We start from the raw sequence: 21,137 nt of genomic DNA, 5'->3' as shown, positions 1-21,137 counted from the left end.
AGGCGGGCGGCGCAGGGCTGCTGCCATGAACGCAACCGCCCCGGACGCGGGACGCATCCGGGGCGGTGCATGCGGGGTCCGGCCGCGTTACTGCGGCTGGTTCATCGCCGAGAGGCCCTTCAGCAGGTCGATCGCATAGGAGAGCTGGAAATCCTGCCCGCGCAGATGGGCGGCGGCCAGCGCGGCCTCCTGTTCTTCCTGGATCTGGCGCTGCTCGTCCTCGGTGAGGCTGTCATTGTCGAGGCTGCCGCGCAGGTCGGCCTCGGTGCGGGTGCGGATCTGGGCCTCGTCCTCCTCGGTGACCTCCTCGGCGGGCTGCTGTTCGACCACGATGTCGGGCGAGACGCCGAGCGCCTGGATCGACCGGCCCGAGGGCGTGTAGTAGCGCGCGGTGGTCAGGCGCATCGCGCCCCCGCCGGGCACCGGCATGACCGTCTGGACCGAGCCCTTGCCGAAGCTCTTGGTGCCCACCACGACCCCGCGGCGGTGATCCTGCAGCGCGCCCGCGACGATTTCCGAGGCCGAGGCCGAGCCGCCATTGATCAGCACGACCAGCGGCTTGCCCCCGGTCAGGTCGCCCTCGGTGGCGTTGTAGCGGTCGCCATCGGCCGGGTTGCGCCCGCGGGTGGACACGATCTCGCCCTTGTCGAGGAAGGCATCCGAGACCTTGATCGCCTGGGTCAGGAGCCCGCCGGGGTTGTTGCGCAGATCCAGCACGAAGCCCTCGACATTCTCCATCCCGCCAAGTTCGTCCACGGCCTCCTTCAGCCCTTCCTCCATGTTGGGATAGGTCTGGTCGTTGAAGGTGGTGACGCGCAGGACGACCATGTCGCCCTCGGTGCGCACGCGCGCGGCGGTCAGCTTGATCGTGTCGCGGGTGATGGTCACGTCGAAGGGTTCGTCCGTGCCCTCGCGCACGACGGTGACGGTGATGTCCGAACCCACCGGGCCGCGCATCAGCTCCACCGCCTCGTCCAGCGTCAGGCCCAGGATGCTTTCGCCGTCGACATGGGTGATGTAGTCGCCCGCCTGCATCCCCGCCTCGTCCGCCGGGGTGCCGTCCATCGGCGAGACCACCTTGACGAAGCCGTCCTCCTGCGTGACCTCGATGCCCAGCCCGCCGAATTCGCCGCGGGTCTGCACGCGCATGTCCTCGGCGTCGTCGGGGGCGAGATAGCTGGAATGCGGGTCGAGCGAGGTGAGCATGCCGTTGATCGCCGCCTCGATCAGCTTGCCGTCATCGACCTCCTCGACATACTGCCCGCGGATGCGTTCGAAGATGTCCCCGAACAGGTCCAGCTGCTGGTAGACCGACATCGAGTCCGACTGTTCCTGGGCGAGGACGGGGCCCGCGATCTGCGTGGTCAGCACGGCGCCGGCGACGGTTCCGGCCAGGGCGGCCATCACGAAGGATCTCATTTCGGTCTCTTGTCCTCTTCCGCCGCGAACCACAGGGCGGGGTCCGCGGGCCTGTTGGCATCTCTGGTTTCCATATAAAGCGTGTCTCCCGGCAGGTCGCCAGATGTAAACGGGGCAGGCGTCACATTTCCGTGGCTTTCCTGCGCCGCCATCGCGGCGGGGGGCGCATCGGGCAGGAAGCCCAGCGGCTGGCCCGGGGCGACCGGATCGCCCGAGCGCAGCAGCACGCGGCCCAGCCCGGCCAGCGACAGGGTCCGCCCCGGCGCCAGCTCGATGACCATGACCAGCCGGTGGCCGCGCAGCGGACCGGCATAGAGGACATGGCCCGCGGCCGGGGCGCTGACCAGCGTTCCGTAGCCCGCCTTCATCCGCCAGCCATCGCCTTCCGCGACGGGCAGGGCCTCCACCGGCAGGGGCAGGTCCGACGGCGCCGCGCCCGAGGGCCGCTCGGGTCCCAGCCTCGCGCCGAGCCCGGTCAGGTCGGATATGCCCAGAGCCGCGGCCTGGGCGGCCGCGCTCTCGCTGTCGAAGGCGGCCGGGAGGGGGCGGCCCTGGGCGGCGGCGTCGATCATGGCCTGGCGCGCCGCCGCCGTCTCGTCGCGCAGCGCATCCAGCCGGGCCGAGGCGTCCTGCGCCGCCTGCCGCAATCCCTGCACATGGTCGAGCCGGGCGCTCAGCGCGGCGCGCTCGGCCGAAAGCGCGGCGACCACGTCGCCGGTCATCGTCGCGGCCCGCGCCGCCGCCAGCGCGCCCTGCGGATGCAGCAGCGGCAGCGGCGCCTCCGCGTCGCCCAGCCGTTCCAGCGCGGCAAGCAGGCGCGCGGTGCGGTCCTCCTCCTGTGCCAGCCCGGAGGCCAGCTTCTCCTCCTCCGCGCCCAGCAGGGCCAGGCGCGTGCGCAGCTGGGCCTGGCCGTCCTCCTGCGCGGCGATCAGGCGCGTCATGGCGGCCAGCCGCACGGAGAGCCCGCCGGATTCCGCCGCCGTCACGGCACGGGCGGCCTCGGCCACCTCCTGTTCCCAGGGGCCGGGGGCGGCCGCCGCCAGTCCCGCCCAGAGGCACAGGAGGGCGGCGGCCGGAGCAAAGCGGCGCGGGCTCAATTGATCAGCGACCTCCCGGTCATCTCGGGCGGGGTGTTGAGGTCCATCAGCTGCAGCAGCGTCGGCGCCAGGTCCGCGAGGATCCCGTCGCGCAGCGTGGCGCCCTCGGGCCCGCCGACCAGCGCCACCGGCACCGGGTTCAGCGTATGGGCGGTATGCGGACTGCCCGTCTCGGGGTCCTGCATCTGTTCGCAATTGCCGTGATCGGCGGTGACGATCATCGCGCCGCCGGCCGCCTCCAGCGCGGGCAGCACGCGGGCCAGGCCCCGATCCACCGCCTCGCAGGCCGCTTTCGCGGCCTCCAGGTCGCCGGTATGGCCGACCATGTCGGGGTTGGCGTAATTCACCACGATCAGGTCATAGCCCCGTTCGATCGCCGCGACGAACTGGTCGGTCACCTCGACGGAGGACATCTCGGGCTGCAGGTCATAGGTGGCAACCTTCGGCGATTGCGGCATGAACCGGTCCTCGCCCGCCTCGGGCTCTTCCTTGCCGCCATTGAGGAAGAAGGTGACATGCGGGTATTTCTCCGTCTCCGCCAAGCGGAACTGGGTCAGCCCCTGCTTGGCCACCCAGGCGCCCAGCGTGTTGACGATCTCGCGCTTGGGGAAGACGGTGGACATGAAGCCGTTATGCGCGGTGGAATATTCCACCATGCCCAGCATCGCCGCCAGTTCCGGGCGCGGCGCGGGGTCGAACCCGTCGAAATCCGGCGCGCCGATGGCCGAGAGGATCTCGCGGGCGCGGTCGGCGCGGAAATTCAGGCAGAAGAACCCGTCGCCCTTCTGCATGCCGCGATAGCCGGGCATCACGCGGGGCTTGATGAACTCGTCGGTCTCGCCCGCCTCATAGGCCGCCTCGATCGCCTCCAGCGGGCCTTCCGCGGCACGGCCCTCGGCGAAGGCCCAGGCGCGATAGGCGCTTTCCACCCGGTCCCAGCGCTTGTCGCGGTCCATGCACCAGTAGCGGCCGGTGACGGTGCCGACGGCGGCATCGTTCTGGAACCCGGCCAGCAGGTCCTCCATGAAGGCCTTCGCCGAGGAGGGGGCGACATCGCGCCCGTCGGTGACGGCATGCAGGATCACCGGCACGCCCGCATCGGTCAGCACGCGCGCGGCGGCCAGGATGTGCTGCAGGTGGCCATGCACCCCGCCATCGGAGACGACCCCCATCAGATGCGCGGTGCCGCCGGTCTCCTTCAGCGTCGCGATGAAGCCGGTCAGCGCCTCGGTGGTGGCAAAGCTGCCATCCTCGATCGCCAGGTCGATCTGGCCCAGGTCCATCGCCACGGTGCGCCCCGCGCCGATATTGGTGTGACCCACCTCGGAATTGCCCATCTGCCCCTTGGGCAGGCCGACCACCGGGCCGTGGGTGGTCAGTTCCGCATTGGGGCAGGTGGCCATGATGCGGTCGAAGGTCGGGGTCGCGGCCAGGGCGGGGGCGTTGTCCTCGGTCCGGGCGCTCTTGCCCCAGCCGTCGAGGATGCAGAGGACGACAGGTTTCGGTGCCATGCGGGGGCTCCTCGGTCATGGATCGGGTCGGAGCGAGACTTAGCCCAGTCGCGGGCGAAGGAAAACGCGCTGTTTGGCCTCTCCCCCGGCTGCGGCGGAGACCGGCCCGCCGGATCGCGCCATCGTGAAGTCCGCGGCCTTCCGTGCAAGGCGTAAACCAAGCCGCCAATCGGACCGGGAGATCCGGGCCAGGCCGCGCTATGCTCTGCCGCGACCGCCCTGCCGGGCGGGGCCGCCTCGCGAGGGGCAGAGACCGTATCGGGACGGCGCAGGGGACGAGACGCGCAATGCGGAAGACCGGGACCATGTTCGAGGACACCCTCCGCCGGGAGGGACCGCTGATCTGCGCGGAGCGCGGGCTGTGCTCGCCTGCCTGCCCGGAAAACAGCCTGCCCGCGCTGGAGGCGGCCCTGGCGGCGGGCTGCGATATGGCCGGGCTGGACCTGCGCTTCGGCCGCGAGGGCGAACCGGTGGTGTTCCGCGACCCCGACCTGGCACGGATGACCGCGGCGCGCGGTCCGGTCTGCGGCATGGCCGCCGCATCGCTGGCGCGCCTGCAGCTGCGCGGCGGGACAGGCGGCACCGCGCCCCTGGCCCCGGCCTATCTTCCCGGCCTGCCGGAGGTCCTGGCCGCCGCGCGCGATCGCTGCGTGCTGATCCTGACCCTGCCCTCGACCGAGGGGCTGGGCCTGCTGGCGGTCCGGCTTGCCGCCATGGGCGCCGCCGGACAGGTCGCCCTGCGCGCGCGGCTGGCCGATCCGCGCAGCGTCTCGGGCTTCGTTCGCCGCGTCGGGCGGCATGGCCTGGATCCCGTGCCGGGGCTGGACCTGGGCCGCACCGGCACGGAAAGGGCGGTCGCGGCGCTGATTGCCGCGCGCCCGGCGCTGGTCGAACTGAATGCCACCCCCGCCCAGCTGGCCCGGGCGGTGCCGCCGCTGCGGGCCGCCGGGATCGCGGTGATGGCCCGGGCGGCGCGCCTCTGCGGCAGGCAGGATCCGGACGCGCTCTGGACGGCGCTGGGCGACTCCGGGGGGCAGGCCGTGTCCAGCGCGGAGGCGGGGCCGCTGCTGCGCTGGCGTTCGGACCGGGTCGCGGCCTGAGACCTCATTGCCTCCGGGCGCCAGCCAAGGCATGTCTGGGGGGAGTGACAGGCTGACAAGGACCCCCACGTGCCCCTGACCCGAGACGAAGAGAGCTTTTTGATCGATGTCGTGCGCGAGGCGGCGCGGCAGCATGTCCTGCCGCGGTTCCGGGCATTGCCGGAAGACGCGATCACCGCGAAATCCGCCGAGGACGACCTGGTCACGGTCGCCGACCAGCAGGCCGAGAAGCATATCGCCGCCGCGCTGGCGGGCGGGGCGCTGGGCGAGGTGCTGGTCGTCGGCGAGGAAGCGGTGGAAGAGGACCCGCAGCTGCCGGGCCGCATCCCCGGGGCGGACCGCGCCGTGATCGTGGATCCGGTCGACGGGACGTGGAACTTCGCCCACGGGCTTGCCGGGTTCGGCCTGATCGTGGCGGTGACCGAAGCGGGCGACACGGTGTTCTCGCTGCTTTACGACCCGGTGCTGGATGACTGGATCCTAGCGCGCCGCGGCGGCGGCACCTGGTTCTGCCGCGCCGATGCGGAACCCCGGCGCCTGACCATGCCGGCCGCGCCGTCGCCCGCCACCGGCGGTTTCGTGCCGCTGCGGCTGATGCCGCGCGCGGCGCAGCCGCAGATCGCGGCCGAGTTCATGGCCGGGACGCGGACCTATTCGCTGGGATGCGCCTGCCATGAGTACCGGATGATGACGATGGGCAATGCCCGCTACATGATCGGCGCCAATCCCAAGCCCTGGGATCATGCGGCCGGCATCCTGGCCGTGAACGAGGCCGGCGGACAGGCGGCGATGCTGGACGGCACGCCCTACCGGCCGGGGACCGTGGCGACGGGCTATCTCCTGAGCGCGCAGAGCCCGGAGATCTTCGCGGATGTGCAGGCGCGGCTGACCCGCATCCTCGAGGGAGGCGCGGCATGACCCCCGAGCAGATCGCGGCGCTGCCCTATCGCGAGAATGTGGGCGTCATGCTGGCCAATCGCGACAACCGCGTCTTCGTCGCGCAGCGCATCGACAATCCCGGCCCGGCGCTGCAGATGCCCCAGGGCGGGATCGATCCCGGCGAGACCCCGCGCGCGGCGGCGCTGCGCGAACTGGAGGAGGAAACCGGCGTCTCCCCCGATCTGGTCACGGTGGAGGCGGAGTCCGCGGACTGGATCGCCTATGACCTGCCGCCCGATCTGGTCGCGAAGATGTGGAAGGGCCGGTTCCGCGGGCAGAAGCAGAAATGGTTCCTGCTGCGCTTCCACGGCACGGATGACCAGATCGACATCGCCACCGAACATCCCGAATTCAGCGAATGGCACTGGGTGGCGCTGGAGGAGGTGGCCGAGCGCATCGTGCCCTTCAAGCGCGCGGTCTACGAACAGGTGGTGGCCGAGTTCCGCCCCTACCTGTCCTGAGGGACCCAGCGGCGTTCGAGCGTCTCGATCGCCGCGATCCGCTCGGCCGTCTTGGGATGGCTGAGGAACCAGGCGGGGGCGGGCGTGCCGGATTGGGTCAGCGCCTCCAGCTTGCGGAACAGCGCCTTCTGGGGCTCCGTGCCGATCCCCGCCCTGGTCAGCAGCGCCGCGGCATAGGCATCGGCCTCGTACTCGTCCTGCCGCGACAGCCGCGCCGCCAGCAGGCCGGTCAGCAGGTTGGCGATGGCGGGGCCGAAACCGGGAATGAGGCGCGACAGGATCATCCCTCCCGCGACGCGTATGGCGTTCTGCCCCGAGAAATCGATCATCCGCCGCCGCGAATGGCCCAGGGCGACATGGCCCAATTCATGCGCCACGACCGAGGCCAGTTCCTCCGCCGTGACATCGCCCTGGCGGAACCGGTTGTAGAAGCCGCGGGTCAGGAAGATCCGCCCGTCCGGCGCGGCCAGGCCATTCACCTGCGCGATCTCGTAGAGATAGACCTTGATCCGCGGCACGCCCAGGGCCAGCGCCATCGGCGCCATCACCCGCGTCATCGCCGGGTCGGCCAGTTCGGTGGAGCGGCTGCTCAGCTGCCGGCGCGTGCGCCAGGCCGAGAACTGGTAGAAGGCGAGGCCGTAGAGGATCGCCGCGAGAAGGGGCGCGAATTTCAGCATGGCGCAGATATGGCGCCCCCGCCTGCGCCGGACAAGTCCCGTCGCATCAGCGCGAGGCGCCGCCGATCCGGTCAGGCAGGCGGCAGGGCGGCGGCAGAAGCCGCAATGCCGATATCTGCGCCGACAGCGCGCGCAGCCGGGCCATGTCGCTGCGCGACCAGATCCGCGGCAGCCGGGTGCTGGCGGAGAGGCTGGCGCGGATCGCCGCCCCGTCATCGGAGCGCACCGGCGTGCCGCAATAGGACACAAGTTCCTCCGCGATCATCATGCCGCAACGCCGCCCGGCGGAAGGGCCGTCGCGCCCGGCGAGGGCGGATCGCAGGTCGCGGCCGCTGTGCATGACCTGGTGGCAGAGGCTGTCGCGGGCGGCGACGGGCACGAATTCGGGCGGATCGGGAAAGTCCGCGCCGCGGGCGAAGACGCGAAGGCGGCCCGGCAGGTGACAGGGAAGCGCCAGGGCCAGGCAATCCGCGTCCAGCCGCCGCGCGGTGTCTTCCATCAGGCGGGCGAGCAGGGCGAGCCGGATATCTGTCATGTTTCTCACGCTACCGTGATCGCGCGGCGGGTCAAGCCGTCGGCCGCCGCGCGGGGCGGACCTTCGTCGCGACGCCGCGGCAACCGCGCCGCAACGCCTTGCGCATAAGGTATCATGTTCCGCGGGGCCGCGTGCACAAGATCCGGGCAACCGGCAATTTGCGCCATCGGGGGCCGCGGATCTCCGGGTGATTCCTCCTCCCGGCGCGCGGCAGCCCGGCGCTTCGGGCTCAGCGTCCCAGAAGGCGCATGCCGCGGTCGATGCCCTCCAGCGTCATCGGCACCATGCGTTCGCCGAAGATCTCGCGGATCAGCCCGATGGACTGGGTATAGGGCCAATGCGTCTCGGGGACCGGGTTCAGCCAGAGGCAGTCGGGCCATTGCTCCAGCGCGCGGCGCAGCCAGACCTCCCCGGCCTCCTCGTTCCAATGCTCGTTCGCGCCGCCGGGATAGAGCACCTCGTAGGGCGACATCGAGGCATCGCCGACGAAGATGCACTTGTAGTCGTGCCCGTAGGTATGCAGCACCTCCCAGGTCGGGATCTTCTCCGACCAGCGGCGGGCATTGTCGCGCCAGACGCCTTCATACAGGCAGTTGTGGAAATAGTAGTGTTCCAGGTGCTTGAACTCGGAGCGCGCCGCCGAGAACAGCTCCTCCACCACCTTGATATGGTCGTCCATCGAGCCGCCGATATCGAAGAACAGCAGCACCTTTACCGCGTTGTGCCGCTCGGGCCGGGTCTTGACGTCCAGGTATCCGTGTTCGGCCGTCGCGCGGATCGTGCCGTCGAGGTCCAGTTCCTCCCGGGCGCCCGCGCGGGCCCATTGGCGCAGCCGCTTCAGCGCGACCTTGATGTTGCGCGTGCCCAGCTCGACGCTGTCGTCGAGATTGCGGAATTCGCGCTTGTCCCAGACCTTCACCGCCTTGCGGTGGCGGCTTTCGGCCTGGCCGATGCGCACGCCTTCGGGGTTGTAGCCATAGGCGCCGAAGGGCGAGGTTCCGGCCGTGCCGATCCATTTGCTGCCGCCCTGATGGCGGTCCTTCTGCTCGGCCAGCCGCTGCTTCAGCGTCTCCATCAGCTTGTCGAAGCCGCCCATCGCCGCGATCTCGGCCTTCTCCTCCTCCGAGAGGTGCTTTTCCGCCATCTTGCGCAGCCAGTCGCCGGGGATGTCCACCGCCTCCAGCATGTCCTCGAGGCTGATCGCCTCCAGCCCCTCGAAACTCGCGGCGAAGGCGCGGTCGAACCGGTCCAGGTTGCGTTCGTCCTTCACCATGGCGGTGCGGGCGAGGTAATAGAACCCGTCCACGTCATAGGTGACGAGCCCGGCCGCCATCGCGTCGAGGAAGGCCAGGTATTCGCGCAGGCTGACCGGGATCCCGGCCTTGCGCAGGTTTTCGAAGAACCGCAGGAACATGGGGCGAAGATAGTCGCGGCGGGGCGGCTTGGCCACCGCCCGGCGCGGTCATCCCGCCCGTTGCAGCCAGATCGCGGCCGTCAGGCCGAGGATCGCGCCGATGATGGCGCAGACGGCGGCGTATTGGGCGATGTCCCAGCGGTTGCCGCCGCGGCGGCGGGCCGTGAGGCCCCCGAAGGCGGCCCCGGCCAGCAGGGCGACGATCACGATCATGCGGCTCTCCTCATGCGCCTTCGCCCCCGGCCAGCGTCTCGATCTCCCGCGCGCGGGCGGCGGCGCGTTCGGCGGTCCCGTAGGCATAGACGCCCCAGGCCAGCGCCTCGCGCCGCAGATCGGGCTGGGGCCGTCCGGCGGCGGCCAGCGCGGCGGCGCGGGCCAGTTCCAGGTCCGACAGAAGCGCGGCATCCTCGTGGCGCCGCGCGACGGGGATATAGCTCTCCGTCAGGTCCAGCACGATGTCGAACTGCCCGGAATTCAGCGCGAAGGCCGCGATCTGGAACCCGGCATGGGCGGCATGGATCTTCGTCTCGGGGCGGCTCTCGAAGATCCGCTGCGCGGCGAGAAAGGCATTCAGCGCGGTTTCCGGATCGCTGGTGATCGACATCCGGCCCAGGGTGAACAGGCTGAAGCCGCTGCGCACATCTCCCCAGGGGGCGGATTCGGAGGCGGCCCGCCCGGCCGCGGCGCGCCGTGCCGATGTGCTGCCGGGGCTGAGCGCGCGGGAGATGTCGGCCTTCCATTCGGCCGAGGAGGGCGGCGTGCCGCGATCGGCGATCCTGCGCCCGCGCGGGTTCAGCGTATCGAGGATCGCGGGCAGTTTCGCGGCGACCTCCTCGCGGCTCATGCCCGACCGCAGCATCGGGCTGTAGGTGGCGCGCAGCATCAGCATGTCGAATCCGGTCAGGACCGGGTTGAGGTTGTCGTCGTTGAAGACCGAGTCGCCCAGCCGGTAGAGGTCGTTGAGCGGGCCGAGCCCCTGCGCGATCTCCTCGTGCAGGCAGTCGCGGATTTCCTGCTGGCTGGTATCCACCGGCACGAAGGCCGAGACGGCGCTGCGCCGGGTCAGCCGCGTCCAGGAGTAGTCGGGGCTGCGCGGCGCGCGGCGGAATTCGTCCCAGGTGATGCGGGTGGGCAGCACGAAACAGGCGGCCGCGGGGACGCTGCGCTGCATGTCGCGGGTGGAGACGCCCTCGATCGTCACCGTGGCGGTGGCCGGGTCGGCGGTGCGGCGCACGTCCAGCCCGGCCTCCGACTCCAGCCGTTTCGTCAGCCGCCGCAGCTCCTTTTCCAGCGCCGCGCTGGGAAGCCCGGTCACCGCGATGGTGATCGGCTCCTCGAAGCGGGTGAAGACCGGCAGCGCCTGGCCGCTTTCCAGCTGGAAGGACAGGTCCAGGAAATCGCGCGCCATCTCGGCATTCGACCGGGTCGGCGGCTGGAGCTCGGTCGTGCCGAAGCTCATGACCCGGGGCAGGGGCATCTGCGTGGCGACGGCCACCGGCGGGGCGGGCGGCGGCGCGGCACAGCCCGCCAGGAGCCCGGCAAGCATCAGCAGGACGGCGGCGCCCCTCACGCCTTCGGCCCGCGGCTGTATTTCACGAAGGGCGTGACCTGGCCTATGCGGTCATAGAGCCGCCGGGCGGTCGTGTTGAACTCCTGCGTCATCCAGTAGGTATCGGCTGCGCCCGCCGCATCGGCGGCCTCGTAGACCGCCTCGATCAGCGCGCGCCCGGCCCCCTGTCCGCGGATGCCGGGATCGGCATAGAGATCCTGAAGATAGCAGACCGGCGCGACATGCCAGTTATGGGCGTGAAAGATGTAATGGGCCAGGCCTGCGGGTCTGCCATCGGCCAGCGCGATCAGCCCGTGCTGGGGCGCGTCCCCCAGGAGGCGCGCGAAAGTGGCGTCGAAGACTTCGGGCGGACGGGTGGTGCCGTAGAAGTCCAGATAGGCGGTCCAGAGCCGGTCCCAGTCGGGACGGTCCGCGGCGGCGAGGGGGCGAACGGTCAGGGTCATGCGCATTCTTGTGTCTTGCTGCTCGGCCCAGACTTAGGCGAGCGCAGGCACGAAGGAAACTGCCTTTGGCGACGCGGGCCCGATTTCCCCGCGTCGCGGGCCGGTCCCGCCTAGCCCGAGAGCGTCTGCGACCCCAGCGCGACGCCCAGGACGGACAGGCACAGCACGCCCCAGCCGACCGCCACCACGACGCCGTCGCGCGACAGGATGCCGAGGGCGAAGATCGCGATCGGCAGACCCATCAGCGGCGTGGCGATGGGGATCGCCCCCAGCACCACCAGCGACCCGCCGGCCGCGATCAGAACCAGCGCGATCAGGCTCAGGGACACCCGCCCCGAGGACAGCGCCTCCAGGCGGATATGCAGGCGGCGGCGCAGCCAGCGGGCGGGGGGGCGCATCCGGTCCACCGCGCCGCGCAGCTTCCCGGCGGGCAGGCTGCGGCGGCGGATGAATCCCGGGGTCCAGACGCCGTGCCGGCCCAGCAGCATCTGCAGCCCGATCGCGGCGGCGATCAGCCCCAGCGCCCCGCCTATGCCGGGGATCATCCCCAAGGGCAGGATCATCAGCGCCGCGACGATCATCAGCAGCGGCGCGTGGCCCTGGGCGCCGATCTCCTCGATCAGCCGGCCCAGGGGCACCTCGTCGCAATCGCTGGCCAAGTCGTCGAGCCGGTCGACGAGTTCGGGCACGGCGGCGGGGCCGGGTTCTATATGCTCCTGTGACATGCAGTCGGAACGTCTTCGGCGGGGCCGGGTTCCCCGCCATCGCGCGTCACCGGGAGCCGCGCCGGGCCATGAAGGCGAGACGCTCGAACAGGTGCACGTCCTGTTCGTTCTTCAGCAGCGCGCCGTGCAGTTTGGGCAGGGCCGAGGCGCCGTCGCGCTTCAGCTCGGCGGGGTCCAGATCCTCGGCCAGCAAGAGCTTCAGCCAGTCCAGCACCTCGGAGGTCGACGGCTTCTTCTTCAGGCCCGGCGTCTCGCGGATCTCGTAGAACTGCGTCAGCGCGGCGGATAGCAGGGCGCCCTTGATGCCGGGATGATGCACCTCGACGATCCGCCGCAGCGTCTCGGGATCGGGAAAGCGGATGTAGTGGAAGAAGCAGCGGCGCAGGAAGGCATCGGGCAGCTCCTTCTCGTTGTTGGAGGTGATGATGACCACGGGGCGGTTGATCGCGCGGATGGTCTCGCCGGTCTCGTAGACATGGAACTCCATCCGGTCGAGTTCCTGCAGCAGATCGTTGGGAAACTCGATATCGGCCTTGTCGATCTCGTCGATCAGAAGGACGACCTTGCCCGGGGCGGTGAAGGCCTCCCACAGCTTGCCCTTGCGGATGTAGTTGCCGACATCCTCCACGCGCGGATCGCCCAGCTGGCTGTCGCGCAGGCGGCTGACCGCGTCGTATTCGTACAGGCCCTGCTGCGCGCGGGTGGTGGATTTGACGTTCCATTCGATGATCGGCAGGCCGAGGCCACGGGCGACCTGCTGCGCCAGCTCGGTCTTGCCGGTTCCGGGCTCGCCCTTGACCAGCAGCGGGCGTTCCAGCGCGACGGCGGCATTGACCGCGACCATCAGGTCCTCGGTGGCCACGTAGCTGTCGGTGCCTGAGAATTTCATCTGGCTAACTCCCGGTAAACTGGGCGATGCTGCCCCGCGGCAAAAGCCTAGCACCGGCTGCGACAGGTTCAAGCATCCCCTGTTTCAACGTGACAATCCCCGGCTATTGCGCTAAGGCCGCGCGCGGGAGGGCATCGGATGTCGGATCAAAAAAACCCAACGGCAGCCGGCCACGATTTGGGAGCAGTGATGAAGGCCGAAACATTTCTTCCTGACGACTACCGTCCCGCCGAGGACGAGCCGTTCATGAATGATCGCCAGCTGGAATATTTCCGCCGCAAGCTGAACGCCTGGAAGGCAGAGCTTCTGGCGGACAGCCGCGACACCATCGAAGGGCTGCAGGACAGCACGCGCAACATCCCGGACATCGCCGACCGTGCGTCGGAGGAGACCGACCGCGCGCTGGAGCTGCGGACCCGCGACCGCCAGCGCAAGCTGGTCTCGAAGATCGACGCCGCCCTGAGGCGGATCGACAACGGCGAATACGGGTACTGCGAGGCGACCGGGGAACAGATCTCGCTCAAGCGGCTGGATGCGCGTCCGATCGCGACGCTCAGCCTCGAGGCGCAGGAACGCCACGAGCGCCGCGAGAAGGTGCACAGGGACGACTGACGCACCGCTGATGGGTACTGGCAGGGGGCCGTCCGCGGCAGGATACGCATGTTGATCGGCCGCCAGGCCATTGTCGTCGGAGCCGGGATCGGCGGCCTCGCCGCCGCGCTGTCCCTCGCACAGCGCGGCGCATCCGTGACGGTGCTCGAACAGGCCCCCGCCCTGGCAGAGGCCGGGGCCGGGATCCAGATCAGCCCCAACGGCACCGCGGTGCTGGAGGCGCTGGGCCTGGGCGCCGCGCTTGGCGGCATCGGCCAGCCGCTGGCCGCGCTGAGAATGCGCGATTTCGCCCGCGGCCGCGACATCCTGCGCATGAATGTCGCGACCGCCAAATACCGTCACCCCTGGCTTCTGGCCCATCGCGCCGACCTTCTTGCCGCGCTGGAAAGCGCCGCGCGCGCGGCCGGGGTGCGGATCGAGACCGGCGCCGTGGTGGCCGGGCTGGTCGGCGGCGGGCGCACGGGCGTGAGCCTGGAGGACGGCCGCGAATTCCGGGCAGGGGTGGTGATCGCCGCCGATGGCGCGCGCTCGCGCCTGCGCCCGCTGATCGACCCGGCGCCCGATCCCGCCTTCCGCCGCCAGGTGGCCTGGCGGGCGCTGCTGCCGGCCGCGCCGGGGGCGGCGCCGGAGGTGCAGCTGATCGTCGGACCGGGCCGCCACCTCGTGCGCTATCCGCTGCGCGGCGGTCGGCTGGTCAATTTCGTCGCCGTGCTGGAGCGCCCGGACTGGGCCGCCGAAACCTGGCAGCAGCAGGACGACCCGGCGCATCTGCAGGCCGCCTTCGCGCGCTTCCCCGAGGAGATCACCGCCGAGCTGGCCCGGCTGGAGACCGCGCATCTGTGGGGCCTGTTCCGCCGCCCGGCGGCGCGGCGCTGGGTGCAGGGGCGGGTGGCGCTTCTGGGCGATGCGGCCCATGCCACGCTGCCCTTCCTGGCGCAGGGCGCGGTGATGGCGCTGGAGGATGCCTGGGTGCTGGGCGAGAGTCTGGCAGGGTCGGACGGGGTGGAGGCGGGGCTGGCGCTCTACGAGGCGCGCCGCCGGGCGCGCTGCCGCCGGATCGTCGCCGCCGCCGACCGCAACGCGCTGGCCTATCACCTGGCGCTGCCGGGGCTGCGGCAGGCCGCCCATGCGGGGCTGCGCCTGGGCGAAAGGCTGCGGCCGGGGCTGGCGCTATCGCAATTCGACTGGCTCTACCGGCACGACGTCACGCGCAGCTGAGCCCGGCCGCGCAGGCGCGCCCGGCGGGGCGCGGCCCCGGCACAGACCAAGGGAGGGGGCCGCGGGCCTTGTTGCCGGGCCCTGCCTGTCGTAGAAATCCCGGCATTTCCAGCAAGGAGCCGCCATGGCACGCCGCCCGAACACCTCCGGCGAGGAGCGCGAGACATCCAGGAAGATCGGCGCGCTGCGCGGGCTTTTTCCATTCCTGCGCCCCTATCGCGCCCTGCTCGTGGCATCCGTGGCGGCGCTGATCTTCACCGCGGCCGTGTCGCTGGTCCTGCCGGTGGCGCTGCGCCGGGTGGTCGACGGGTTCCTGAGCGGGGAGACGGCGCTTCTGGACAAGTATTTCGTGGCAGCGCTGGGGATTGCGGGGCTTCTGGCCCTGGGCACGGCGGCGCGCTACTACATGGTGACCCGGCTGGGCGAGAGGGTCGTGGCCGATATCCGCAAGGCGCTGTTCGACCGGATGATCGGCATGAGCCCGGCCTTCTACGAGAAGATCATGACCGGCGAGGTGCTGTCGCGGATCACCACCGACACGACGCTGATCCTGTCGGTGGTCGGCTCCTCGGTCTCGTGGTTCCTGCGCAACCTGCTGCTGTTTGCCGGCGGGCTGGTGATGATGCTGCTGACCGCGCCCAAGCTGACCGGGCTGGTGCTGCTTCTGGTGCCGGTCGTGCTGATCCCGATCCTGGGGCTGGGGCGGCGGCTGCGCGGGCTGGCGCGCGACAACCAGGACTGGATCGCGCAGGGGTCCGGCAAGGCCTCCGAGGCGCTCCTGTCGGCGCAGACGGTGCAGGCCTTCACCCATGAGGCGGCCAGCCGCGCGATGTTCGCCGGGGTGACGGAGAATTCCTTCGCCTCCGCGAAGCGGCGCATGGCGGTGCGCGCGGCGCTGACCGCGATCGTCATCTTCATCGTCTTCGGCGGGATCATCTCGGTGCTGTGGGTCGGGGTCAGCGACGTGCGCGCGGGCGCCATGTCGATCGGCGAGCTGGTGCAGTTCGTCATCTATGCCGCGATCATGGCCGGGTCGGTCGCCGCCCTGTCGGAGATCTGGGGCGAGCTGCAGCGCGCCGCCGGCGCGACCGAACGGCTGGTGGAGCTGCTGCATGCCGAGGACAGCGTCGCCGATCCCGGCGCGCCGCGCGCCCCGGCCGATCCGCCACGGGGCGGGATCGAGTTCCGCGACGTGGTGTTCCATTATCCGACCCGGCCCCGGGAGGCGGCGCTGGAGGGCCTGTCCTTCCGCATCGCGCCGGGCGAAACGGTGGCGCTGGTCGGTCCCTCGGGCGCGGGCAAGTCCACCGTCCTGCAGCTGCTGCTGCGGTTCTACGACCCGCAGGAGGGCGAGGTGCTGCTGGATGGCGTGCCGCTGGGGGCGATGGCGCGCGATGCCTTCCGGCGCAACCTGGCGCTGGTCCCGCAGGAGCCGGTGATCTTCGCCGATACCGCGCGCGCCAACATCCGGTTCGGCCGTCCCGATGCCACCGATGCCGAGGTCGAGGCGGCGGCGCGGGCCGCGGCCGCGCATGACTTCGTCGCGGCGCTGCCCGAGGGATACGACACCTATCTGGGGGAACGCGGCGTGATGCTGTCGGGCGGGCAGAAGCAGCGCATCGCCATCGCCCGCGCGATCCTGCGCGACGCGCCGGTCCTGCTGCTGGACGAGGCGACCTCGGCGCTGGATGCCGAAAGCGAGGCGGCGGTGCAGGCGGCGGTCGACGAGATGGCCCGCGACCGCACCACGCTCGTGGTGGCGCACCGGCTGGCCACGGTGAAGAAGGCGGACCGGATCCTGGTCTTCGACAAGGGCCGGATCGTCGCGCAGGGCACGCATGACAGCCTGGTCGCCGAGGGCGGGCTCTATGCCCGGCTGGCGCGGCTGCAATTCACCGGCGCGCTCGCCGCGGAATGAGGCCGGGCCGCAGCGTTACGCTTGCACGCGGCGGCCGCGCCGCGTCATCCTCGCAATCGCGGCGCGCCCCTCCCATCTGAGAAGGAGGGGAACCGCAATCCTGGGGAGGAGACACGGAATGCAGAAATTCACCGACCGGTCCTCCGCGCGGGCGATCGAGGCGCAGGCGCCCTGGTCCGCGCGCGAGGTGCCCGCCAGCGTCCATGCCGCGCTGCAGGATGTCGCCGCCCGCCACGGCGCCCGTCCGGCCGTCACCTTCCAGATGTTTTCCGATCCCTCCGCCCCGGCCGAGACGCTCTGCTGGTCCGAGCTGCTGGGCTGGGCGACGCGGGCGGCCAACCTGTTCCGCAGCCTCGGCGTGGGCGAGGGCGACGTGGTTGCCTATCTGCTGCCCAATGCCAACGAGACGCTGATGGCGCTTCTGGGGGGGATGACTGCCGGGCGCGTCCTGCCGATCAATCCGCTGCTGGATACCGAGCAGATCGCCGGCATCCTCAACGAATCCGGCGCGACGGTTCTGGTGACGCTGAAGGCGCTGCCGAAGACCGACATCGCCCAGAAGGCCGCCGCCGCGGTCGGCTTCGCCCCCTCGGTGAAGACGGTGCTGGAAGTCGACCTGAAACGCTACATGACGCCGCCGAAATCCTGGCTGGTGCCGCTTCTGCGTCCGAAGGTGAGGGCGCGCCACCATGCCAGGGTGCTGGACTTCCGCGCCGCCATGGCCGCGCAGCCCGCCGACCGGCTGATCTTCGATCCCGCGCCGGGAGACCGGGTGGCGGCCTATTTCCATACCGGCGGCACGACCGGCACGCCCAAGGTGGCGCAGCACAAGTTTTCCGGCATGATCTACAATGGCTGGCTGGGGCAGGAACTGCTGTTCGACCATACCGACGTGATGATCTGCCCGCTGCCGCTGTTCCACTGCTTCGCCTGCTATCCGGTGCTGATGTCGGCGATCCAGTCGGGGGCGCACGTCGTCTTTCCGACCCCGGCCGGCTATCGCGGCGACGGGGTGTTCGACAATTTCTGGAAGCTGATCGAGCGGTATCGCGTGACCTTCCTGATCACCGTGCCCACCGCGCTGGCGGCGCTGATGCAGCGCAGGGTCGATGCCGATGTCTCCAGCCTGAAGATCGCGATCTCGGGCTCGGCGCCGCTGCCGCTGGAACTCTACCGCCGCTTCGAGGAGGCCACCGGCGTGCAGGTGGCCGAAGGCTACGGGCTGACCGAGGCGACCTGCCTCGTGGCGGTCAACCCGGTGGACGGGCTGAAGAAGGTCGGTTCGGTCGGCGTGCCGCTGCCCTATACCGATGTGCGCATCCTGCATTGCGAGGAGGACGGGGCCGTCACTTATGAATGCGCCACCGACGAGGTGGGCGAGATCTGCGTGGCCAATCCCGGCGTCTTCGACGGCTCCACCTATACCGAACCGGGCCGGAACCTGGGGCTGTTCGCCGATCGCCGCTACCTGCGCACGGGCGATCTGGGGCGGATCGATGCCGATGGCTATCTGTGGATCACCGGCCGCAAGAAGGACATGATCATCCGCGGCGGCCACAATATCGACCCTGCCGAGATCGAGGAGGCGCTGGCGGGCCATCCGGCCGTGGCCATGGTCGGCGCCATCGGCCAGCCGGACCGGCATTCGGGGGAACTGCCCTGCGCCTATGTCGAACTGGTCGCGGGGGCGACCGTCACGACCGGCGAACTGGCCGAGTACGGGCGCAGCCGGATCCATGAGCGCGCGGCCTGCCCCAAGCATGTCGAGATCCTGCCGGAGCTGCCCAAGACCGCCGTCGGCAAGGTGTTCAAGCCCGAGCTGCGCAAGCGCGCGATCATCCGCGTGCTGGACGAGGCGCTGGCCGCCGGGGGGCATGCCGTCACCGTCGCGGCGGTGGTCGACGACAAGCGCTGCGGCCTGACCGCGGTGCTGGAGGCCCATGGCGATGTCGACGAGGCGGCGCTGGCCTCGCTGATGGGCTGCTTTACCACGCCCTGGCGCTGGACGGACTGAGCCTCAGCCCCGTAACGGCCTGCCCAGCCTGCGGAATCCCGTCTCGCCATCCTCGCCGGTGAAGAAGGGCACCCCCGCGGCCTGGGCCCCGCGGCGCAGCATCTGGGCCAGCTCCGCCAGAACCAGCTCGGTGACGAAGGGCAGGTCGAAATCGCGCACCGCCTCCAGCGGGATCCATCGAAGATCGGCCAGCTCGCCCGAGGCCCGGGCGAAATCCTCCCCCGCCACGCCGAGCGCATCGGCATCGGCCAGGAAGAACCGCGCATCGAAGCGCCGCGGCCGCCCCGGCGGCGTCAGCGCCCGGAACACGAATCGCAGCCCCGCCCCCGAGGGCACCCGCCCGGCGGCCGCCAGCCCCGCCCAGTCGGGCGGCGGCTGCGGCCAGGCGCCGGGCGGCCCGAGGATCAGCCCGGTTTCCTCCCAGGTCTCGCGGATCGCGGCGGCGACCAGCGCGCGCGCCAGCCCCGGCGCGGCCGCTTCGGCCAGCCGCTCCATGCAGACCGGATCGGGAAGCCCGGCCAGCGGCACGGCGGCATCGCCGGGATCGACGGCACCGCCGGGGAAGACCGATTTCGACGGCATGAAGACCGCCGTGGCCGCACGCCGGCCCATCAGGACCTGGGGGCCGTCGCGGTCGCGCAGCAGGATGACGGTGGCGGCATCGCGGATCGGCGGCTCAGGCATCGGCGGTCTCCGGATCCGGCGCGCCGAAGCCATGCATCCGCCGCGACCACTGGATCGCCACCAGCGCCCCCTTGATGCGCGGCAGGAGCCACAGCGCCAGCCCCACGGTCAGCACCGAGAGCGTCACCGCCATCACCCAGGGCGCGGGCCGCCACAGCTCCCACATCATCAGCATCGCGGGCGCCAGCAGATGGCCGGTGATCAGGATCGTCAGATAGGCGGGCCCGTCATCGGCGCGGTGGTGATGCAGCACCGTCCCGCAGTCGGGGCAGGCATCGCGGACCTTCAGGTAGCGGTGGAGGATCCGCCCCGTGCCGCAGGCCGGGCAGCGGCGGCGCCAGCCGCGCCGCATCGCCGGGCCCAGCGGGCGGTCCCCGCCCTGCGCCCCGGCGGTGCTCGATGGTCCTGTCATGCGGTCCTCCTCTGTGTGCGGGGGCGGCCGTCGCGACTCGCATCCCGTCCGCGACGATAGCAAGCCGGGGAAAAATGTGCATGCCCGCGACGGAACGCCCCCGCGGTGCCGTTCAGGGGATGAACGCGGCGCGGCAGGATGCGCCGCGTCCCATCCGAGAGGAAAGGCACGACCGATGACCTACAAGATGATCGCCCTCAGCGCCGCCATCGCGGCCGGGCTGGCCCTGCCGGCCCTGGCCGAGCGCGGGCATGACGGGCCGCGCGGCATGGAGAGGGCCGGGTTCGGCGGACATGAACGCCCCGATTTCGCCGCCCTCGACGCAGATGGCGATGGCAGCATCAGCCCCGCCGAATTCGCCGCGCAGCGCCAGGCGCGGTTCGACGCGATGGACGGCAATGGCGATGGCGCCCTGAGCGCCGAGGAGATGACCGCCGCGGCGATGGAGAAGATCGAGGCCCGCATCGCGGCGCGGAACGCCGCCGTCGTGGCCTTCCGCGATGCCGATGGCAACGGCACGCTTTCACCCGAGGAGATGCAGGGCGCGCGGTGCGGGGCCGGGCTGGAACGGATGTTCCTGGCGAAGGACCGCGACGGCGACGGCATGCTGAGCGAGGACGAGCTGGCGGCGCATCCGCACCAGAAGGAACGGCGCGGTCCGGCCCATCGCGAGCGCGGCGTCCCTGCGAAGCAGGACCGCAACTGACGGCTTGACGCGTGTATCAGCGGCCCCTAGCCGGGAAAGCGATGAATGCGGAACCGGCCTCCGGGCCCCTTTCGGGGGATGCGGCGCTGCTGGCGGCCTATGCCGCGGGCGACGCGGCCGCGGCGCGGCAGCTGATGCTGCGGATCGCGCCGCGCATCCATGCCCTGGCCGTGCGGATGCTGCGCGACCGGGCGGAAGCCGAGGACGTCACGCAGGAGGCGATGCTGCGCCTGTGGAAGATCGCGCCCGACTGGCGCGACATGGGCGCGGCCCCCTCCACCTGGACATACCGGGTGGCGGCGAATCTGTGCACGGACCGGCTGCGCCGCCGCGCAAGGCAGGTGCCGCTGGAGCCCGAGATGGAGCCCGAGGACGGGCGCCCGGGCAGCGAGGCGCGACTTCAGGCGGCGGCCCGGGAAGCGGCGCTGCAGGCGGCGCTGGCGGAGCTGCCCGAGCGGCAGCGCCTGGCGGTGATCCTGCGCCACCTGGAGGATCGCGCCAATCCGGAGATCGCCGAGATACTCGGCATCTCCGTGGAAGCGGTGGAGAGCCTGACGGCGCGCGGCAAGCGCGCCCTGGCGCGGGCCCTGGCGGGACAGAGGGAAGCACTGGGATTGATCGATGGCACAGGATGATACGGATTTCGGCCCCGAGGAGGCCGCGCTCGAGCTGTTTCTCTCCGAGGCGCGCCGCGCCCCGCCGCTGCCTGCGGCTGCGCTTCTGGCCCGGATCGAGGCGGATGCGGCCCGCAATGCCCCCGCGGCCCGGGCCGCGCCCCGGCGCAGCCGCACCC

Annotated in this window: 22 protein-coding genes; 9 read left to right on the top strand and 13 right to left on the bottom strand. The window is 71.0% G+C overall.

All coding sequences use genetic code 11. The annotated features are described in order from the left end of the window. Window positions 1–87: 87 nt before the first annotated feature. From ICN82_RS16350 to gpmI, 3 genes are read right to left on the bottom strand one after another with little or no spacing between them, the layout of a single operon-like run. Window positions 88–1,419: a S41 family peptidase gene (locus ICN82_RS16350; RefSeq protein ID WP_193184788.1), complete on the bottom strand. Its 1,332-nt coding sequence runs from the start codon at window positions 1,417–1,419 to the stop codon at window positions 88–90. Beyond that, window positions 1,416–2,516, bottom strand: coding sequence for a murein hydrolase activator EnvC family protein (locus ICN82_RS16345; protein WP_193184786.1), 1,101 nt, complete (start codon window positions 2,514–2,516; stop codon window positions 1,416–1,418). The genes ICN82_RS16350 and ICN82_RS16345 overlap by 4 nt, the downstream gene beginning before the upstream one ends. Next, window positions 2,513–4,027 carry a 2,3-bisphosphoglycerate-independent phosphoglycerate mutase gene (gpmI, locus tag ICN82_RS16340; protein ID WP_193184782.1) on the bottom strand — a complete coding sequence of 505 codons (1,515 nt, stop codon included), beginning with the start codon at window positions 4,025–4,027 and terminating at the stop codon, window positions 2,513–2,515. Before gpmI ends, ICN82_RS16345 begins: the two co-directional genes overlap by 4 nt. Before the next feature lie 287 nt (window positions 4,028–4,314). On the opposite strand from gpmI, the gene ICN82_RS16335 reads away from it, so the two are divergent. The 3 genes from ICN82_RS16335 to ICN82_RS16325 all read left to right on the top strand — a co-directional run bounded on the left by ICN82_RS16335 (window position 4,315) and on the right by ICN82_RS16325 (window position 6,527). Next, window positions 4,315–5,127: a glycerophosphodiester phosphodiesterase family protein gene (locus ICN82_RS16335; protein WP_193184780.1), complete on the top strand. Its 813-nt coding sequence runs from the start codon at window positions 4,315–4,317 to the stop codon at window positions 5,125–5,127. Window positions 5,128–5,196: 69 nt separating this feature from the next. Beyond that, entirely contained in the window at window positions 5,197–6,045 is an 849-nt protein-coding gene (locus tag ICN82_RS16330; RefSeq protein WP_193184777.1) for an inositol monophosphatase family protein, read from the top strand. Continuing rightward, complete coding sequence (locus ICN82_RS16325; RefSeq protein WP_193184774.1) at window positions 6,042–6,527, top strand: RNA pyrophosphohydrolase; 486 nt, start codon at window positions 6,042–6,044, stop codon at window positions 6,525–6,527. The genes ICN82_RS16330 and ICN82_RS16325 overlap by 4 nt, the downstream gene beginning before the upstream one ends. Here the strand turns inward: ICN82_RS16325 and ICN82_RS16320 are convergent. From ICN82_RS16320 to ICN82_RS16285, 8 genes are all read right to left on the bottom strand, one after another. Beyond that, a complete protein-coding gene (locus tag ICN82_RS16320; protein ID WP_193184771.1) occupies window positions 6,515–7,204 on the bottom strand; it encodes a M48 family metalloprotease in 690 nt (229 codons plus the stop codon). The genes ICN82_RS16325 and ICN82_RS16320 overlap by 13 nt on opposite strands. Window positions 7,205–7,250: 46 nt before the next feature. Next, window positions 7,251–7,739 carry a GAF domain-containing protein gene (locus tag ICN82_RS16315; protein WP_193184768.1) on the bottom strand — a complete coding sequence of 163 codons (489 nt, stop codon included), beginning with the start codon at window positions 7,737–7,739 and terminating at the stop codon, window positions 7,251–7,253. 229 nt (window positions 7,740–7,968) lie between these two features. Further along, window positions 7,969–9,153, bottom strand: coding sequence for a vWA domain-containing protein (locus ICN82_RS16310; RefSeq protein WP_193184823.1), 1,185 nt, complete (start codon window positions 9,151–9,153; stop codon window positions 7,969–7,971). A 48-nt stretch (window positions 9,154–9,201) separates the two neighbouring features. Then, complete coding sequence (locus ICN82_RS16305; RefSeq protein ID WP_193184765.1) at window positions 9,202–9,366, bottom strand: hypothetical protein; 165 nt, start codon at window positions 9,364–9,366, stop codon at window positions 9,202–9,204. A 10-nt stretch (window positions 9,367–9,376) separates the two neighbouring features. Then, window positions 9,377–10,723 (bottom strand): DUF2927 domain-containing protein, encoded by a 1,347-nt coding sequence (locus ICN82_RS16300; RefSeq protein ID WP_330999026.1) that lies wholly within the window; start codon window positions 10,721–10,723, stop codon window positions 9,377–9,379. Continuing rightward, on the bottom strand, window positions 10,720–11,172 hold the full coding sequence (locus ICN82_RS16295) for a GNAT family N-acetyltransferase (protein WP_193184762.1): 453 nt from the start codon (window positions 11,170–11,172) through the stop codon (window positions 10,720–10,722). Before ICN82_RS16295 ends, ICN82_RS16300 begins: the two co-directional genes overlap by 4 nt. Window positions 11,173–11,276: 104 nt before the next feature. Next, entirely contained in the window at window positions 11,277–11,891 is a 615-nt protein-coding gene (locus ICN82_RS16290) for an exopolysaccharide biosynthesis protein (RefSeq protein ID WP_193184759.1), read from the bottom strand. 46 nt (window positions 11,892–11,937) lie between these two features. Further along, window positions 11,938–12,780, bottom strand: a complete 843-nt coding sequence (locus tag ICN82_RS16285) for an AAA family ATPase (protein ID WP_193184756.1) — start codon at window positions 12,778–12,780, stop codon at window positions 11,938–11,940. A gap of 189 nt (window positions 12,781–12,969) precedes the next feature. Here ICN82_RS16285 and dksA point away from each other — a divergent pair, with 189 nt between their 5' ends. The 4 genes from dksA to ICN82_RS16265 all read left to right on the top strand — a co-directional run bounded on the left by dksA (window position 12,970) and on the right by ICN82_RS16265 (window position 18,542). Then, a complete protein-coding gene (gene dksA, locus ICN82_RS16280) occupies window positions 12,970–13,392 on the top strand; it encodes an RNA polymerase-binding protein DksA (RefSeq protein WP_193184753.1) in 423 nt (140 codons plus the stop codon). A 48-nt stretch (window positions 13,393–13,440) separates the two neighbouring features. Next, window positions 13,441–14,610 carry an FAD-dependent oxidoreductase gene (locus ICN82_RS16275; protein WP_193184750.1) on the top strand — a complete coding sequence of 390 codons (1,170 nt, stop codon included), beginning with the start codon at window positions 13,441–13,443 and terminating at the stop codon, window positions 14,608–14,610. 124 nt (window positions 14,611–14,734) lie between these two features. Next, window positions 14,735–16,528: an ABC transporter transmembrane domain-containing protein gene (locus ICN82_RS16270; RefSeq protein WP_193184748.1), complete on the top strand. Its 1,794-nt coding sequence runs from the start codon at window positions 14,735–14,737 to the stop codon at window positions 16,526–16,528. 118 nt (window positions 16,529–16,646) lie between these two features. Then, a complete protein-coding gene (locus ICN82_RS16265) occupies window positions 16,647–18,542 on the top strand; it encodes an acyl-CoA synthetase (protein WP_193184745.1) in 1,896 nt (631 codons plus the stop codon). A 3-nt stretch (window positions 18,543–18,545) separates the two neighbouring features. Here the strand turns inward: ICN82_RS16265 and ICN82_RS16260 are convergent, their stop codons facing one another. Further along, entirely contained in the window at window positions 18,546–19,226 is a 681-nt protein-coding gene (locus ICN82_RS16260; protein ID WP_193184742.1) for an NUDIX hydrolase, read from the bottom strand. After that, on the bottom strand, window positions 19,219–19,638 hold the full coding sequence (locus ICN82_RS16255) for a DUF983 domain-containing protein (protein ID WP_193184738.1): 420 nt from the start codon (window positions 19,636–19,638) through the stop codon (window positions 19,219–19,221). Before ICN82_RS16255 ends, ICN82_RS16260 begins: the two co-directional genes overlap by 8 nt. A gap of 175 nt (window positions 19,639–19,813) precedes the next feature. Between ICN82_RS16255 and ICN82_RS16250 the strand changes: the two genes are divergently transcribed. Together ICN82_RS16250 and ICN82_RS16245 are read left to right on the top strand one after the other, a co-directional pair. Beyond that, entirely contained in the window at window positions 19,814–20,344 is a 531-nt protein-coding gene (locus ICN82_RS16250; RefSeq protein ID WP_193184735.1) for an EF-hand domain-containing protein, read from the top strand. Between the two features lie 41 nt (window positions 20,345–20,385). Next, on the top strand, window positions 20,386–20,979 hold the full coding sequence (locus ICN82_RS16245; RefSeq protein WP_193184732.1) for a sigma-70 family RNA polymerase sigma factor: 594 nt from the start codon (window positions 20,386–20,388) through the stop codon (window positions 20,977–20,979). Window positions 20,980–21,137 lie beyond the last annotated feature (158 nt).

Origin of the sequence: Mangrovicoccus algicola, assembly GCF_014903745.1 — a bacterium.
GTDB classification, from domain to species: domain Bacteria; phylum Pseudomonadota; class Alphaproteobacteria; order Rhodobacterales; family Rhodobacteraceae; genus Mangrovicoccus; species Mangrovicoccus algicola.
The sequence above is the reverse complement of the archived record's forward strand: the minus strand, read 5'-3'. Positions and strand labels throughout refer to the sequence as shown.

Excerpts from the sequence above, each read along its gene's own strand:
- ICN82_RS16350 (WP_193184788.1), bottom strand. The coding sequence starts at position 1,419 with ATGAGATCCTTCGTGATGGCCGCCCTGGCCGGAACCGTCGCCGGCGCC.
- gpmI (WP_193184782.1), bottom strand. The coding sequence starts at position 4,027 with ATGGCACCGAAACCTGTCGTCCTCTGCATCCTCGACGGCTGGGGCAAG.
- ICN82_RS16335 (WP_193184780.1), top strand. The coding sequence starts at position 4,315 with ATGCGGAAGACCGGGACCATGTTCGAGGACACCCTCCGCCGGGAGGGA.
- ICN82_RS16325 (WP_193184774.1), top strand. The coding sequence starts at position 6,042 with ATGACCCCCGAGCAGATCGCGGCGCTGCCCTATCGCGAGAATGTGGGC.
- ICN82_RS16320 (WP_193184771.1), bottom strand. The coding sequence starts at position 7,204 with ATGCTGAAATTCGCGCCCCTTCTCGCGGCGATCCTCTACGGCCTCGCC.
- ICN82_RS16315 (WP_193184768.1), bottom strand. The coding sequence starts at position 7,739 with ATGACAGATATCCGGCTCGCCCTGCTCGCCCGCCTGATGGAAGACACC.
- ICN82_RS16310 (WP_193184823.1), bottom strand. The coding sequence starts at position 9,153 with ATGTTCCTGCGGTTCTTCGAAAACCTGCGCAAGGCCGGGATCCCGGTC.
- ICN82_RS16305 (WP_193184765.1), bottom strand. The coding sequence starts at position 9,366 with ATGATCGTGATCGTCGCCCTGCTGGCCGGGGCCGCCTTCGGGGGCCTC.
- ICN82_RS16295 (WP_193184762.1), bottom strand. The coding sequence starts at position 11,172 with ATGCGCATGACCCTGACCGTTCGCCCCCTCGCCGCCGCGGACCGTCCC.
- ICN82_RS16290 (WP_193184759.1), bottom strand. The coding sequence starts at position 11,891 with ATGTCACAGGAGCATATAGAACCCGGCCCCGCCGCCGTGCCCGAACTC.
- ICN82_RS16285 (WP_193184756.1), bottom strand. The coding sequence starts at position 12,780 with ATGAAATTCTCAGGCACCGACAGCTACGTGGCCACCGAGGACCTGATG.
- dksA (WP_193184753.1), top strand. The coding sequence starts at position 12,970 with ATGAAGGCCGAAACATTTCTTCCTGACGACTACCGTCCCGCCGAGGAC.
- ICN82_RS16275 (WP_193184750.1), top strand. The coding sequence starts at position 13,441 with ATGTTGATCGGCCGCCAGGCCATTGTCGTCGGAGCCGGGATCGGCGGC.
- ICN82_RS16270 (WP_193184748.1), top strand. The coding sequence starts at position 14,735 with ATGGCACGCCGCCCGAACACCTCCGGCGAGGAGCGCGAGACATCCAGG.
- ICN82_RS16265 (WP_193184745.1), top strand. The coding sequence starts at position 16,647 with ATGCAGAAATTCACCGACCGGTCCTCCGCGCGGGCGATCGAGGCGCAG.
- ICN82_RS16260 (WP_193184742.1), bottom strand. The coding sequence starts at position 19,226 with ATGCCTGAGCCGCCGATCCGCGATGCCGCCACCGTCATCCTGCTGCGC.
- ICN82_RS16255 (WP_193184738.1), bottom strand. The coding sequence starts at position 19,638 with ATGACAGGACCATCGAGCACCGCCGGGGCGCAGGGCGGGGACCGCCCG.
- ICN82_RS16250 (WP_193184735.1), top strand. The coding sequence starts at position 19,814 with ATGACCTACAAGATGATCGCCCTCAGCGCCGCCATCGCGGCCGGGCTG.
- ICN82_RS16245 (WP_193184732.1), top strand. The coding sequence starts at position 20,386 with ATGAATGCGGAACCGGCCTCCGGGCCCCTTTCGGGGGATGCGGCGCTG.